At 43.9% G+C, this 14,845-nt stretch carries 11 protein-coding genes; 6 read left to right on the top strand and 5 right to left on the bottom strand.

Going from position 1 to position 14,845, the window contains the following annotated elements; genetic code table 11:
• Nucleotides 1-17: 17 nt before the first annotated feature.
• Together secA and ACYPWY_RS10985 are read left to right on the top strand one after the other, a co-directional pair.
• Entirely contained in the window at nucleotides 18-3,329 is a 3,312-nt protein-coding gene (gene secA / locus ACYPWY_RS10980) for a preprotein translocase subunit SecA (RefSeq protein WP_459685574.1), read from the top strand.
• 102 nt (nucleotides 3,330-3,431) lie between these two features.
• Nucleotides 3,432-4,592, top strand: a complete 1,161-nt coding sequence (locus ACYPWY_RS10985; protein ID WP_459685575.1) for a glycosyltransferase — start codon at nucleotides 3,432-3,434, stop codon at nucleotides 4,590-4,592.
• Between the two features lie 459 nt (nucleotides 4,593-5,051).
• On the opposite strand, the gene nth is transcribed toward ACYPWY_RS10985, so the two are convergent.
• The 4 genes from nth to ACYPWY_RS11005 form a co-directional block, all read right to left on the bottom strand.
• Nucleotides 5,052-5,693, bottom strand: a complete 642-nt coding sequence (nth, locus tag ACYPWY_RS10990) for an endonuclease III (RefSeq protein WP_459685600.1) — start codon at nucleotides 5,691-5,693, stop codon at nucleotides 5,052-5,054.
• A 77-nt stretch (nucleotides 5,694-5,770) separates the two neighbouring features.
• Complete coding sequence (locus tag ACYPWY_RS10995) at nucleotides 5,771-7,894, bottom strand: peptidylprolyl isomerase (RefSeq protein WP_459685576.1); 2,124 nt, start codon at nucleotides 7,892-7,894, stop codon at nucleotides 5,771-5,773.
• 143 nt (nucleotides 7,895-8,037) lie between these two features.
• Nucleotides 8,038-8,628 carry an LPS export ABC transporter periplasmic protein LptC gene (gene lptC / locus ACYPWY_RS11000; protein ID WP_459685577.1) on the bottom strand — a complete coding sequence of 197 codons (591 nt, stop codon included), beginning with the start codon at nucleotides 8,626-8,628 and terminating at the stop codon, nucleotides 8,038-8,040.
• Nucleotides 8,629-8,730: 102 nt separating this feature from the next.
• Nucleotides 8,731-10,002 (bottom strand): OmpP1/FadL family transporter, encoded by a 1,272-nt coding sequence (locus ACYPWY_RS11005; protein WP_459685578.1) that lies wholly within the window; start codon nucleotides 10,000-10,002, stop codon nucleotides 8,731-8,733.
• 187 nt (nucleotides 10,003-10,189) lie between these two features.
• On the opposite strand from ACYPWY_RS11005, the gene ACYPWY_RS11010 reads away from it, so the two are divergent.
• Together ACYPWY_RS11010 and ACYPWY_RS11015 are read left to right on the top strand one after the other, a co-directional pair.
• Entirely contained in the window at nucleotides 10,190-10,393 is a 204-nt protein-coding gene (locus tag ACYPWY_RS11010) for a hypothetical protein (RefSeq protein WP_459685579.1), read from the top strand.
• A 91-nt stretch (nucleotides 10,394-10,484) separates the two neighbouring features.
• Nucleotides 10,485-11,216, top strand: coding sequence for an exosortase/archaeosortase family protein (locus ACYPWY_RS11015; RefSeq protein WP_459685580.1), 732 nt, complete (start codon nucleotides 10,485-10,487; stop codon nucleotides 11,214-11,216).
• 313 nt (nucleotides 11,217-11,529) lie between these two features.
• Here the strand turns inward: ACYPWY_RS11015 and ACYPWY_RS11020 are convergent, their stop codons facing one another.
• A complete protein-coding gene (locus ACYPWY_RS11020) occupies nucleotides 11,530-11,697 on the bottom strand; it encodes a DUF362 domain-containing protein (RefSeq protein ID WP_459685581.1) in 168 nt (55 codons plus the stop codon).
• Nucleotides 11,698-12,025: 328 nt separating this feature from the next.
• Here ACYPWY_RS11020 and porT point away from each other — a divergent pair, with 328 nt between their 5' ends.
• Together porT and ACYPWY_RS11030 are read left to right on the top strand one after the other, a co-directional pair.
• Nucleotides 12,026-12,751 (top strand): type IX secretion/gliding motility protein PorT/SprT, encoded by a 726-nt coding sequence (porT, locus tag ACYPWY_RS11025; protein ID WP_459685582.1) that lies wholly within the window; start codon nucleotides 12,026-12,028, stop codon nucleotides 12,749-12,751.
• Between the two features lie 218 nt (nucleotides 12,752-12,969).
• A complete protein-coding gene (locus ACYPWY_RS11030) occupies nucleotides 12,970-14,700 on the top strand; it encodes a phosphoenolpyruvate carboxykinase (protein ID WP_459685583.1) in 1,731 nt (576 codons plus the stop codon).
• Nucleotides 14,701-14,845: the final 145 nt, after the last annotated feature.

Here is a 14,845-nt window from a genome sequence, read left to right on the forward strand (position 1 = left end):
CATAAAGCAATAATTAAATGGGATTAAATAGTATTTTAGCCACATTATTTGGTAATAAATCGCAACGTGATTTACGGGAAATCAATCCGTATGTCGATAAAATAAAAGCTGCTTACCCGGCAATTGAAAAGCTATCGAATGACGAACTCAGAGCTAAAAGCGCCGAATTAAGGACAAAGGTACTGGATTATGTTGCAACCGAAAGGGCAAAAATTGCAGAGCTGAAAGCCGGCATCGAAAACATCGAAATAGACCAGCGTGAAGAAATCTGGGCGGAAATAGATAAGCTGGAAAAGGAAATCACCGAAAAATTGGAAACTGTTCTGGACGAAATATTGCCCGAAGCATTCTCCGTAGTGAAGGATACCGCTCGCCGCTTCACCCAAAACGAAGAAATTGTGGTGAAAGCCACCGATTTCGACAGGGAACTGGCCAAAACCAAAGATTTTGTTTGGATAGACGGCGATGACGCCATATACAAGAACCGCTGGATTGCCGGAGGTAACGAAATAACCTGGGACATGGTTCACTACGATGTTCAGCTGTTTGGTGGAGTGGTATTGCATAAAGGTAAAATAGCCGAAATGGCAACGGGGGAAGGAAAAACCCTCGTGGCTACCCTGCCCGTCTTCCTGAACGCCCTTACGGGTAACGGAGTGCATGTGGTAACGGTCAACGATTATCTGTCGAAACGCGACTCGGAATGGATGGGGCCTTTGTATATGTTCCATGGCCTGTCGGTGGATTGCATCGACAAACATCAGCCCAACTCCGAAAGCCGCCGTCAGGCCTATGCCGCCGACATCACATTCGGTACAAACAACGAATTTGGTTTCGATTATCTTCGCGATAATATGGCGATTAGTCCTGCCGATTTGGTGCAACGGAAACACAACTACGCCATTGTGGATGAGGTTGACTCGGTGTTGATTGACGATGCCCGTACCCCTTTGATTATATCGGGACCGATCCCGAAAGGCGAAGACCAATTGTTCGACGAATTTCGTCCCCGTGTCGAAGTAATCGTGAAAGCCCAGCGCGACCTCTGTACCAAACTCCTGGCCGAAGCCAGGGTTAAAATGGCATCCGATGATAAAAAAGTGCAGGAAGAAGGCAGCTTGCTTTTGTTTCGTTCCTACAAGGGCTTGCCCAAGAGCAAGCCGCTTATCAAGTATTTGAGCGAACAGGGCATAAAAGCGGCCATGCTTAAAACCGAAGAGTTTTACATGTCGGAACAAATGAAGAATATGCACATTGTTACCGACGACCTGTACTTTACAATTGACGAGAAAAATAACAGCATCGAACTGACTGACAAGGGCATCGACCTGTTGACAGGTAATTCGGACGACCCCTTGTTCTTTGTCTTGCCCGATATTGGGGCGCAAATGGCCGAACTGGAAAATTCGGGCTTAACCGATCAGGAAAAGGCCGGGAAGAAAGATGAAATGACGCTGAATTACAGCATCAAGTCGGAACGCGTTCACACCGTAAACCAACTGCTGAAAGCCTACGCCTTGTTTGAAAAAGACGACCAGTATGTGGTGATGGACAACAAGGTGATGATTGTTGACGAACAAACCGGACGTATTATGGATGGCCGCCGCTATTCCGATGGTTTGCATCAGGCCATTGAAGCAAAAGAACGCGTGAAAGTGGAAGCGGCAACGCAAACCTTTGCCACAATCACCTTGCAGAATTACTTCCGTATGTATCACAAACTATCGGGGATGACCGGTACTGCCGAAACAGAAGCAGGCGAGTTGTGGGACATATACAAGCTGGATGTGGTAGTTATCCCAACCAACCGCCCCATCACCCGCAACGATATGAACGACCGCATATACAAAACCAAAAGGGAAAAATATACGGCTGTTATTTACGAAATAGAAGAACTTGTAGGAAAAGGACGTCCGGTGCTTGTCGGTACTACTTCGGTAGAAATATCCGAGTTGCTGAGCCGCATGTTGACGCTCCGTAAAATAAAGCACAACGTGTTGAATGCCAAGTTACACCAGAAAGAAGCCGATATTGTGGCCTTGGCAGGACAACCCGGAACAGTAACCATAGCCACCAATATGGCAGGTCGTGGTACCGACATCAAGCTGACGCCCGAAGTGAAAGCTGCCGGAGGGCTGGCCATTATCGGTACCGAAAGGCACGAATCGCGCCGGGTCGATCGCCAGTTGAGAGGTCGTGCCGGTCGTCAGGGAGACCCGGGCTCTTCGGTATTCTTCGTATCGCTCGAAGACAACCTGATGCGTTTATTTGCCAGCGACCGTATCGCCAAATGGATGGACAGGATGGGCTTCAAAGAAGGAGAAGTACTTGAGCACAACATGCTGAGCAAATCGGTAGAACGGGCGCAGAAGAAAGTGGAAGAAAACAACTTCGGTATTCGTAAACGCCTGCTCGAATACGACGATGTGATGAACTCGCAGCGGGAGGTAATCTACAAGCGCCGCCGTCATGCGCTGATGGGCGAACGTATTGGTATCGACATCATTAATATGCTTTACGATGCATCGTCGGCCATCATCGAACAATACTACGACTCTCAGGACTACGAAGGTTTGAAAATAGAACTGTTGCGCATTATGGCTCTTGAAGCGCCATTTGACGAACAGAAATTCAAATCGGATAAACTGCACGGACTGGAAGAACAGGTGTATGACAAAGCCATTCAGGGTTTCAAGGGCAAGATGGACCGGTTGGCGGAAATAGCCAATCCTGTTATCAAGGATGTGTTTGAAAAACAAGGCGATAGATACCAGAATATACTCATCCCCATAACTGACGGAAAGCGCATCTACAATATTTCGTGCGACCTGAAAGAAGCCTACGAAACCGGCTCGAAAGGGGTGATAAAGGCATTTGAAAAGTCGATATTGCTCCATACCATCGACGAGCAATGGAAAGAACATTTGCGCGAAATGGACGATTTACGTCAATCGGTGCAAAATGCAAGCTACGAACAAAAAGACCCCTTGCTGATTTACAAACTGGAGTCGTTCAACTTGTTCAAGGCAATGGTCGATACAATAAACCGCAAAGCCGTAGCCATTTTGATGAGAGCGCAGATACCTGTTCGCCAAGCCGAAGATGTACGTCAGGCTGCTCCCGAATCGAAAACCGATTACAGCCGTTACCGGACCGAAAAATCGGATATTACCAGTCAGGGCAACCCGCAACAGGGAGCGCAGGCACAACAAGCCGAAGCGCCCAAAGTTATGCCCATCCATGTGGACAAAAAACCGGGACGAAACGATCCTTGTTTCTGCGGAAGCGGCAAAAAATATAAAAATTGCCACGGACAACTGGAAGGGTAATGATTAAATAGAATTGTAGGGGCGTATCGAATACGCCCTTTGTGCAATGTTCAATGTTTGTGTGTCGGGCGTATTCGATACGCCCCTGCTGAAAAATGCCGGATGAAAAAAATACTGCTATTCAACGATTGCCTGAATTATGGGGGGACAGAGACATTGCTGGTCAACCTCCTGCATCATATCGCCGGTGAAGCATGTGAAGTTACCTTGTTGCTGCCGGTTCACGATGCCGGTGATATTCTGCTGAAGGATGTTCCCGACAGGGTGAATGTGGCGTATATATACCCGAAGAAATTGTCGAGGCTTCAAAAGGTGCTGCACGAAAACCTGATGTCTTTTTTTCCGTCCCTCTATGCTAAGGTAGTCCACCTCGACCTGAAAAAGTATGACTTGATTGTAAGCTTCAAGGATAGTGTGTATTCTGCTGTTTTTGCACGCGCCAGACAGCCCAAGATACTCTGGATACACAATCTGCCGGTCGAGCGAAAATACACCGTTAAATCGCTGAAAGAATGGCTTCCGGTGAAGCTTCTCCAAATCAGGAGCGAGCGGCTTATCAAAGCTTTCCGCCGCTACAACGATGTTGTTTTTGTATCCAATGCTTCGATGAACAATTACACCCGGATATACAACCAGGGAAAACTGGTCAAAGGACAAAACCTGCAAGTGATATACAATGCCATCGAACTCTCCAAAATAGGGAAACTCAGTCTGGAGGCGTGTAACACTGAAATGGAACATCCCATGTTTATCATGGTCGGTCGCTTTTCGGTCGAAAAAAGAATTGATAGAGTGATAAAAGCCGCCCGAAGGCTTAAAAATGAAGGCTATAACTTCAAGATAAAAATAATAGGCGACGGGCTGTTCTTTGAGGATGTTAAGAGGCTCGTAGCCGGGTTATCGCTAAGCGACACGGTCTCGTTGCCGGGATACATAAACAACCCCTACCCTCACATGAAATCGGCCGATTGGCTGATATGCAGCTCCGAGAAAGAGAGCTTTTCGCTGGTTGTGTTAGAGTCTATTTATCTGGGAACTCCCGTCATAACTACCGATTGCGGAGGCCCTACCGAAATATCGGCCAACGGAGAATATGCATTACTCACCGGCAACAGTTCCGATGGCGTTTACAGGGGAATGAAAAAGGCCTTGGACGAGCCGTCAATAGCCGGAAAATACACCTCAAAAGCCGACGAATGCCTCAAGCGTTTCGATTACAATAAATGGCTGGATTCCGTTGATAAAATACTGGGGCTATCCTGAACGATTGATAATGTATCCCCTACGGACAATCAGTATCGCCCTCTGCGGGCAGGGCTGTTAAGTTCTAAATCCCGTTAGGGATTCGATGTTGGTAGAAAACCGATTCTTAAGCATAACAACGTGCCATCAGGTACGCCATGTTGTATCTGTACCTTTTTTGCAACCTAATTTTTACCTAATTCAAAATACAAAACAACCTCAGTAGCAGCATATTATAATAAATAGCCTGACCTCATTACCTCATTTATTCACACAAAATTTATCGGCACAAGAGAGGTGTGAATAATGAGGTAATATGGTTAAATTATACGTTGTAATCCATTGCTACTGAGGTTGTTTTGTATTTTGAATTAGGTGGGAATGAGGTTTTATTATTCGTATTATCGTAGGGGTGAATCATTATTCGCCCGCTGACGCGAATATGTATTTTATTAATAGCCGTAAGGCTAAGGCTGAGAACTACAACCTGTTGGCGGCAAAATAGTTACACCATTCCTTCAAACCACAGGCTTCGCAGTTGGGCTTTCGGGCCATGCAAACATAGCGACCATGCAATATGAGCCAGTGATGCGCTTTCGATAACAACTTGGCCGGTATATATTTCACCAGCTCTTTCTCCGTTTCCAGTGGCGTTTTAGAGTTGATTGTCAGCCCTATCCGGTTGGCTACCCTGAACACATGCGTATCAACCGGCATCGCAGGCTTGTCGAATGCTACGGCGAGCATTACGTTGGCTGTTTTGCGCCCCACCCCCGGTATTTGTTCCAGCAACTCCAGTTCCGAAGGTACTGTGCTGTTGAAGTCCGTTACCAGTTTTTTGGCCATCCCAACCAAGTTCTTGGCCTTGTTGTTGGGATACGATATGCTTTTGATGTATTGATATACTTCGTCGGGAGATGAGGCTGCCATCACCTCGGGAACCGGAAAAGCCTCAAACAAATCCGGAGTTATCATATTCACGCGCTTATCGGTGCATTGGGCCGACAAAATAACAGCTATAAGCAGATGAAACGGACTATCGTAGTGCAGTTCGGTTTCGGCAACGGCAAAATTTTGCTCAAACCAGCCAATTACCTTTTCGTAGCGTTGTTTTTTAGTCATCATAAAAATACTGTTACTTATAAACAAAAGGCCTCACAAAAATAATTCTGTGAGGCCTTTGTTGAGTTATTGTTTGTTTAGAAAAACTTCACACGATTGTCCTGTACATCCATTTTTTCCTTCAGAACCTCAAACAAGGTACCCGAATTTACACGGTAAACGTACGAACGGTCCAAATTGCTTTTCACAAGATTAAGCTCCTGAATCACAGGAGATTCCTGACGTTCAAACACCGAATACACCAGTACGCCGGCATTGCCTTTCACAGGGCCTTGCAGTTTGTTTAATCCGGCATGTTTGGCAGAAACATTCACCACCGGCTCGCGTCCCAATCCCGAAACACTTAGTGTTGCAAAATTAACGAACCTGACAGTATCGACTTTCGCTCCCAATACTTGCGCATAAGCATCCAGACTTGTTGCGTTCTTCGTTTTCAGATCGGCAATTATTTTTTCAGCTTTTTTAGCTTTGATAAGCTCATCTTTCAATATAACCGATACTTCGGACAAGGGTTGGTATCCAGGCTCTATTTTTTCGTCAATTTTGGCGACAACCCGTTGCTCGGGAAGATCGAACTTTTTCACCGAACCTGCTTTTTCGTTGAAAGCCCAGGATATTACCTGACGAGAACCTTTTATCTGGTTCAGATTCATGGAAGACGGAACCAGCGTCATACCGGTTACAACATTGTAGCCTTTTTCGGCAACAGCTTTGTCAAAATCGGCAGCGCTTACGTTTTCAGCTGTAAATTGGTTCAACTCGTTGTCTATATCCGACAAGGTCTTATCGCTTACCGGAACCGACATTTGTATTGTCGCCAATTTCACTTTAGAAACGGGCGAAGTTATGTCGTCTATTTTAACCACCTGAGTTACAGTCCCTGTTTTGAGTTTCAACAAGGCTCCTTTCGATGCGCCGAAACAACTTCTCACAAAATCTTCACCTCCTGTCGCCAACATGGCTTCGGTTGCCCAGCCAATATCACCACCATTCGATTGAGGATTGATTTCGTTAGCTACATCCGAAAAGTCTTTTCCTCCGTTAATTACGTTTATAAGACTGTCGGCAACGGATCCAGCCAATTTTTCGTCGGCCAAAGGTACGCTGATCATTCTCATTTTAACCGAATCGGGAGCCACCGTTTTTGCCACTAACTTATATAAACGATACGAATCGTTATCTCTTTCGGGGCCATACACATCGCCAGCAGCGGCTGAACCGACAAAAGTCTTTTCTTCGGGATACAACGAAGATTCCGAAACAAATACATCCTGGTATGGAATTTCCGAATAATCGGCGACTAACAGCGCCGGATTTGTTGCCGTAGCCAAGCTTTCGCGAATCGTTTGCATTTCTTTTTCGATTTCGGCGTAATCGTCTTCGCTTGGTCGAACATCTTTTACAAAATAAGAAAGCTTAGCCTGTTCGGTGTATAACTTATAATTGTTTTTACGTTCGTTGTACAGCTTTTCAATTTCCTTATCAGACACAGTAACTGCCGAATCGGGAATCAAAGAGTAGCGGCTGACAACGTAGGCTATGCTTGAGTTGGTTTTGGTATCTTCAATATTGGATTTAGCCTCAATATCATTCGCCGAAATTGACGATGCCACCAATGTATTGTATTTTTCTTCCAAACGATAATATTTCATCATTCGTTCTATCATCAACCACATGGAAGAAAACATCTGGTGTTGTTGCCTTTGTTCTGCGGGTATTGTATTTATATCGGTGTGGATATAGCTGAGAAATTGCAGCAATCCTTCTTTGCTGAACTGCCTTGTTTGAGGGTCGGCAAACATGGGCGATTGCAAAAGGAGAGGCGAAACATTTTCGCCATAAACCATATCCTGAAGTTCCTCCGGCGAAACAGCCAAGCCTAATTTTGCCGACTGGTCATCCAGAATTTTTTCTTTCACCATTTGCTCGTAAACATACTCTCTTATCTGAGCGCTAAGGTTTTCGTCCATCGAGGTCTGACCGCTCATCATTTTCTGAAATTCCTCGAACTGCGTAATCCTGTCCTGGTATTCCCCTGTGGAAACAACATCTCCGTCAACCGAAAATGCCCTGTCTCTAAATTTATTGAACAATGTTCCACCTGAGTTGAACAAGTCTCCTAAAACAAATGCCAGTAACGCTATGCCTAATGCAGCAACGAGCAAACCGCCTCTATTCCTGATTTTTTGTAATGTTGCCATTGAGTATCAACTATTTTTAAATATAATATTGTTATTTCTTTATTCTTAACCGAATATCAGGGCACGAAGATAATATATTTTGGTTTAAAAAAATCCTAAATTCAAAAAAATATCTGTTTTTCGTCAAAAAGCATCATCCCGAATCAGTTTGCAACAGCTGTCGTGTCGATTATTTCCCCGCCATCTTGCACATAAGTATATGAATCGTGCGGTCGAAGTATCTGATATTCTGTCATCTGCTGATTCGATACAAAGCCAAAACCTTTGAGCATCAGCTTATCCGGTCGATTTATTTCGATATACATGTCGGAATATACTTTTCCTCTCCTTTCGTCCCAATACAGTTCCTGACTTTCAAATGTTTCGTTGAGCGAATTGCGAAAGAACACATTTCCTTTCAGTTTCCACAATTTACGTTGCTTATAATTCCAGGCGGTATCCGACCTTAATGTAACCTGAACCTGATGCGCCGTGTCGAACTGCTCGACATACAATCCTTCGGGAAAAAACCAATGCGGATCTTTCGCCTTGTCGAAAAACAGCCACTTTCTTGTAATCAGCTTGTAGCGTATTATCCCCGAATCCGAAATCAATTCGGTTACACTATCTACTGACATGGTGGGCGTTTTTTCGTTATCCAAAGGAATATCAACATATTCTTTCTTTTCGCCGCCGCAACAAACAAAGAGCATCCCGATAAAACAAGCAACTATATATATTCCTTTATTTTTCACAAAAAAAAAGTTCAAAGTTTCAAGTTCAAAGTTCAAGGTTTTGAATGGAATACGAGACGTGGCGCGTCTCTACAACTTTGAACCTTGAACCTTGAACTCAATTTATCTGAATTTGTTTTTCACAAACCACAAATCATTCAGGTTCATGCCTACCGAAACTCCGATATAGTCTTCTTTTATCATTGTACTTATTTCGGGAGCCAGTTTGGTGTATTCAAAGCTGACATTAATATAGGAGGTTTTTCCGGTGTATGAATCCCTGATAGGCAATCCAAGCCCTAAGGTTGCTCCATATTCTTTATAACCGCCTGTTTTGCCTGTCGATTTCTCTTTCACATTCAGGTAAGAGTTGCTGTAATTTAATCCGGCACGAAACTTCAGCCTTTTGAAGAAGTTGCGTTCAAAGGGAGATATGAGGTACTCAACCCCTGCATTAACACGCAGTCTGTTGTTAAACCGGTCGGCAGAGGAGAGTTCGTCTCCCATTTGGCCGGGGTAATTCAGGTCTGCCCATTTCTGATAAGTTACGTCAACGCCATACAATAAGGTTCGGTTGTTGGACAATGTAAATCCCAGCCCGAAAGTATGGGGCAATTGTGTATCAACGCCATAACTGACAGTATCGGTGGATATGACAAGCATTCTGGCGCTTGGCTTAATCGCCGGAGTATAGACAGCGCCTACCGTCAGCAGGTTTTTACTACCCAGCAAGGTTAATGGCTGCAGGTATTGCACACCAATGTCGAACCTGGCCGAGTTGATGGATAATTTCTTGTATTCGCCCGCAGCAGGAACCGATTCGGATAATATGGACATCGACCGCGAATGTTCCGCCCGTCCGTACAAATAGGCTACATTGGCTCCAATAGACAGGTTTTTGAAAACGCGGTACGACAATCCGCCGTATATCTGGCTTAATCCGCCTGCGCCCTGAAAATCATATTTTTTTCTCAATCCGTTTTCCACCACTTCGTTACCAAATTGGTATCCTACCGAAGAATAGGGTAAAAAACCGACGCTAACCGCCAGGCCTTTTGCAATGGGAAACTGCAAGGCCAGATAGTCCAATCCGCCGTTGTCGTCGTTTTGAGAGGCCCCGGGGGTTTTAAAACGGCTATTCGTATAGGAGACCCCTATATCGAACAAAAACGTCAATGAATCGATACTGGAATAGGAAGCAGGATTGCCCGGATTCACATTCTGGCCTCTGACCCCGTAAGAAATTCCGCCCATTCCTTTCGATGCCCCAATGGCTTTATCGTTCAGCACGCCATACCCGTACCGGCTATATGGCGAATTCGTGTTCTGTGCTTCTGCGGAGACAGCGAAAACAGCTAGTATAGCCAGAAAAAATAATTTTTTATTTGTCAACATTCTAATTCTATAATTCGGATTAAATCTTTACAATGCCAAATTTGGCTCCACAAAAATATGACTTTTTAATTGAGATTGTGCATTCTTGTCGCACTCTTCCATTAAAATAACTTCAATATTTGTATATCTTAACTAATACAAGCGGTAGTCGAAAGTTATTTTGCTGCATAAAGGGTTAAGGTAAACCATGAAAAAATTTAGAACTACTATTACGAATGAGATTCCTCCCTTTGGTCGGAATGAATCGCCTATTGGTGGTTTAAGGGATGGGGAAGCGGCGGCAAAGCCGCCGCTTCCCCATCTCCTCTCCCCAAAAGGAAACCGTCATTCCGACCAAAGGGAGGAATCTCCTGCTCATACCAGCAACTTTACCGAAAGGCATAAGCAGTAAAATTTTTCATGCGTTTGCCTAATTCCTTTTTTATATGACAATAATTTTATACCTTCGCTCTCTGTTTTATTATATATAAGGAGACGTTCCGTTGAAATCGCATATTAGGGTATTACATAACGAAATAAAACCGTATAAAGATATTATCTGGTTTCTTTTCCTATTCATTTCTTTTGATTTTCTGTGGAAATTGTTTGTAAGCACGGATGAAGAAGAAACTGAAAAATTATTTTTTCTCAGCAAAGATATAACAAATCTCACGAAGCCTTTTTCGGTGTGGACGGCACAAGCAACCTACTGGATAGTTAATCATGTTCTGGGATTCCACGATTTAACAATAAGCGGCGCCCTGCTCTACTTCGACCATCCTATTACTTATCAGGACTTTGTTTCGGAAACTTCCATGAGGTTGCGCATCGTTTGGGACTGTACGGGGATTAAACAAATGATTCAATTTGCCCTGATTATTGTCTGCTGCTTTGGCCCGCTGAAGAAAAAATTATGGTATATCCCCCTTTCGATAGTTATATTGAGTTTAATCAATATCCTTCGGATAATGACCTCAGCCCTGCTCATAAAGGACGGATTTCCCGATTGGTTTATCCCTTTTAATGAATGGTATAACCATGCTCAATGGCAAGACGCCCCAAACTCCTACCGGACATTTTACAACGATTGGTTCCAATTGTTTCACAAAGATGTATTCAAATGGCTCTACTACAATGGTGTTATATTTATTCTGTGGCTGGTTTGGCAAGAAAAGTGCAACATCCCTTATCAACGGCGGAAAAAAAATCGAAGCATACCGGAAAAGCGGAGGTAAATAGCCCGAACACCGGAAGAATGCAAATTCATGTGTTTAGTCCCGCATGGGACGGTACTTTATTAACCGTATGCTTCAACTTACAGATAAAGAATCGCCTCATCCAAGCAAGTCCCGCATGGGACGACACTTGGACACGCTATCAAGTGTCGCCCCATGCGGAGCTTAGGGTGTTGGGGTGTCCGTCAATTCGTAAGCACAGCGTATTATTTGCGATAATTCGCATAATCCGCGTTCCCATATCCGTCTCAATAATAAAAAACCCTCGCCAAGAGCAAGGGTTTTCTATTTTATTCTCTACTATTGTCAGCAATTATGCCGGACTAATGGCCCCTGTTGGGCAAACATCCGCACAAGTGCCGCAATCGGTACATGTGTCCGGGTCAATTTTATAAATATCTCCTTCCGATATTGCACTTACCGGACATTCGTCGATACAAGTACCACATGCAATACAATCTTCATTAATTACATAAGCCATAACTCAAAATTTTAAATACACCATTATTAATACTACTTTTGAAGCAACAAATATAAGGAGTTTTTCTATTCAGCCAAAACTGCTGTTACCGAAAAACCGCTGTATGACCAACCGGCATATCCGGCCTTATCAAATGGAAACGCCCTAATTGATTGATTTATAAAAGGAAGATTCATCAATCTATCGCAAATAAATAAAATCAATAGCCGGTTATTTTGAATTATTCTAATTAAGTTTCGGGCTGGGAACCTTAAACTTTGAACTTTAAACCTTGAACCTTAAACTTTGAACTTATAATAATTTGTGCAAATCAACGTTTATTAGAAAAATGAATTTGAAAACAAGATACATAACAACAATATTTTTATGCGCCGTACTCCTGCTGGCGATGCACCATAGTGCGTATGCACAGCAGCTAAAGGTGCAGAACCGCCCATACGCCGACCAAAAGCTGTATAGCTTCGGGTTTACGGTGGGTATGCATACGCAGGATTTAATTTTGTCTCACACCGGATTTGTTCAGCCAAACGGCGAAGTGTGGTTTGCCGAAATACCTTCCTATTCGCCGGGGTTTAGCGTTGGAATCATCGCCGACCGGTATTTGAGCGAGTACCTGAATATTCGGACAGCGCCTACCCTCTATTTTGGCGAAAAGTCATTCTTTTTTAAAGAGCAGAATTCGGGCGAAGAGTTCAAAACCATATTAAAAACAAACTACCTGTCCTTTCCTTTATTGCTAAAGTACAGTTCAAAAAGGCTCAACAATATTCGCCCATACGTGCTGGGAGGAGGATATGCCAACATGGAAATAGGCGCCAAAACCAACCAGCCCCTCAGGCTGAACGGCTCCGATTTCGGCCTTGAATTTGGCTTTGGATGCAATATTTATACGCCCATGTTCAAGTTTTGCCCCGAGCTCAAGTTTTCGTTCGGATTAAAAGATCTGATTAATAAAGACCGTTCGGACTTACGCGACAAAGACCTCCTGAAATACACCGAAGCGCTGTCGTCGGGCAAATCGCGCATGATAACGCTATCGTTTAATTTTGAGTAACAGCAAGATAAATTGTCAACGGTATTTTTGTATCTGCCCTCTCCTGTCCGTTTTCATCCTTCATTCGGCAAACAACAATACGCAAAAAAGATTGTTTAACAAAAATATGGCACATTTTTACTTCCATAAAGGCATGGATTCCGAAGAAAAAGCATTACCTTTGCTGGCCTGTCTAAGTTCAAATACACATAAAAGCAACTAAAACTAAGTTTGGATATATGCTACAGGAATTTACCATTTCCCGCGGAAGAGCGATGATAAACTTCACTTTGAAGTACTGCGATACAAAACAAAAATTGTTGAGCAGCTATGGTTTTAAAAGAGTTGTCGAAGTTTTCATCAAAACGCTCAAAAAAGATGAGCCCATCATTTACAATCACTACCTTGCCACGTTTAAAACCGACGAAGAGTTAACCGAATCGCTCATTGAGGTTTTTAAACTGCTGACAGTATTCAATATTGATGAGGTGGTAGCCGTTGACAACAAATACAAAGCTTTCTTTGAAGACAAGGACTTGTTTATCGAAGTCATCAAACTTTTATTAGGTTTCTGGAAAAAACTCGAACGATACAGTATCGTCCGGAACGAAAAACTGGGCGAAGGGCTTCAGAATGTTCGCTTTATTCAGGCCAATGACATGTTCAACGACTTGGTGCTGGCCACCAGCCGCCGCATTCAGGAAACCGTCAACGGACACGATATTCGTGTTTTCAGGCAATCAATTGCCGGAGCCAATGCCAGTTTAACCCTGAACGATGTGCAATGGAACTGCCCGGTTGACTACATAGGACTGGCTAAAATCCCTTTCATCAGCACCGTAGTATTGCGTCCGCCGTTCATATCCTACACAAAAAGGAACACGCGGGACGGAATATTTCAGGAGCACAGCCAGAATCCGCTGAACAACATCGTGTTGAACGAAGACGACTGGTTTATATTCCCTGCAAAAGTAGGAAGCATGCTCACATTCGTCTATTTCCACAAAGATTTTATGGCACACGGAATCGGGCTGTCGAACTTGTTTGAACTGGCAAAAGAAAGCGAATACATCGGCAAGAAACCCGATATTATATACCTCTTCGGCTATCCCGACGGACAAGAAGAAAAGAGAACGTTCTACCACAAGGACAAACAGAATGACATCCTGATTGGGTACGCCAATTATTGCGACGATATTGATTACTTCGGATACATGAAGAAGATGCTTCTTACCCTCCACAATGTGAAGCAGATAGAAAAAAACCGGCTTCCTATTCATGGAGCCATGGTGAACATTGTGCTGAAGAACGGAAAAGAATCGAACATCATCATCATGGGAGACAGCGGCGCCGGAAAATCGGAAAGCCTCGAAGCTTTCCGCACACTCAACGAAAGCTATATCCGCCACATGCGGGTTATATTCGACGATATGGGATACCTCAACGAAGAAGAAGACGGCTCGATAAAGGGATACGGTACCGAAATCGGCGCATTTGTCCGCATCGACGACCTCGACCCCATGTATGCCTACGAACAGCTCGACAGGGGTATATACACCAACCCCGACAAAGTGAATGCCCGTGTAACAATACCCATCTCCACCTACGAAGTCATTTCAAAAGGCTATACGGTTGACATCATCTTGTATGCCAACAACTACGAAGAAGCAGAGAACAAAATCGTGTTCTACAACGATTTAGGCAAAGCCATTCAGGTTTTTGAGGCAGGAGCACGCAAAGCCAAAGGCACAACCACCGAAAAAGGCCTCGTGAAATCGTACTTTGCCAACCCATTCGGCCCCGTACAGGAACAAGCCGAAACAGAAGCGCTGGTACGCAAATACTTCAAAGACATGCAGAAGAACGGCGTAAAAATAGGCGAAATGCACACAAGCCTCGCCATTGAAGGAAAAACCAAGAACGGACCACGTGAAGCAGCCGAAGAACTCTTCAAGCTGATTAACGAATAATATTTAATTAATTATTGCAAACAAAGAGGGATTCGGAAGAGTCCCTTTTTTGTTTTGTAAGCTGCCTAAAACGTATTTTTTGAACGCAAATTACGGCTCACCAGCAAAACCCTGTATTTAGTCCCGCATGGGACGACACTTTATT

The sequence above is a fragment of the Viscerimonas tarda genome, from assembly GCF_054601255.1.